Origin of the sequence: Morganella sp. BCCO 40_0007 (assembly GCF_032989665.1) — a bacterium.
In the GTDB taxonomy this organism is placed as follows: Bacteria; Pseudomonadota; Gammaproteobacteria; order Enterobacterales; family Enterobacteriaceae; genus Morganella; species Morganella sibonii.
In genome coordinates this window covers 1-1206 of sequence record NZ_JAVBIN010000030.1, presented here as the reverse complement: position 1 = coordinate 1206, position 1206 = coordinate 1, and the positions used below count along the sequence as shown (strand labels likewise).

Annotated in this window: 1 protein-coding gene; it reads left to right on the top strand. The window is 47.8% G+C overall.

Annotation, left to right across the window (positions count from 1 at the left end; all coding sequences use genetic code 11):
- The first annotated feature begins 78 nt into the window (after positions 1-78).
- Positions 79-1190 (top strand): IS3 family transposase gene (locus R5268_RS19340; protein ID WP_317420512.1). Its coding sequence is split into 2 segments (ribosomal slippage): positions 79-340 and positions 340-1190, totalling 1113 coding nucleotides; the frame shifts between segments, so codons are not numbered across the junction.
- The last annotated feature ends 16 nt before the right edge of the window (positions 1191-1206 follow it).

The window sequence follows — 1206 nt, the reverse complement described above, 5'->3', positions numbered from 1 at the left end:
TGTAAGTATCCCGGAAAAAAGTCCCATTCACTTTCAGAGATCTTCATCCATACTGATATGTATTCTGAGGAGATCGCTATGCGCAAAGCCCGATTTACTGAACATCAGATTATCGCCGTTCTGAAATCCGTCGAAGCCGGACGGACAGTCAAAGATGTCTGCCGTGAAGCCGGTATATCCGAAGCCAGCTACTATAACTGGAAAGCCAAATACGGCGGAATGGAAGCGTCTGATATTAAAAAGTTAAAAGATCTTGAGGAAGAAAACCGGCGATTAAAGCAGATGTTTGCTGATCTGAGTCTTGAGTGCCGGGCTCTGAAGGATGTTATCGAAAAAAAGCTTTAAAAACAGCGGTAAAGCGGGAGCTTGTCAGTTACCTTATCGAACAGTATTCGATGAGCATCCGTCACGCCTGCCGGGCCATATCGCTGAGCAGAACGGTGTATTTTTACAAACCGGATACCCGGCGGGATGAACCGGTGATACAGGCGCTGACAGAGGCGGCAGAACGTTATCCCCGTTACGGGTTTAAAAAACTGTTTCAGATCCTGCGCAGGCAGGGCAACGGGTGGAATCATAAGCGCGTTCACCGGATCTATTGTCTGCTGAAGCTGAACTTTCGCCGTAAAGGCAAACAACGTCTGCCCGTGCGTAATCCGGCACCACTGGCAACGCCGGAGGCACTGAATCAGAGCTGGTCGGTTGATTTTATGCATGATGCGTTGATCTGCGGCAGGCGTTTCCGGACGTTCAATATCGTGGATGATTTTAATCGTGAAGCTCTGGCGATAGAAATTGATCTGAATATCCCGGCCCAACGTGTTGTCCGGGTATTGGACAGAATAGTTGCAACACGCGGATACCCGGTGAAAATGCGGATGGATAATGGTCCGGAGCTTATATCACTGACACTGGCACACTGGGCGGAAGAGCATGGGGTAATACTGGAATTTATTAAACCGGGTAAACCGACTCAGAATGCCTTTATTGAACGTTTTAACCGGACATACAGGACCGAAATACTGGACTTTTATCTGTTCCGGACACTGAATGAAGTACGGGAGATCACGGAACACTGGCTGAGGGAATATAACTGGGAGCGTCCACATGAATCCCTGAATAATCTGACACCGGAAGAATACCGGTTATTAGCTGAAAATAACGAAATCTCAAAAAGTGTGTGGAACTGAAACGGGTGTGCTTACA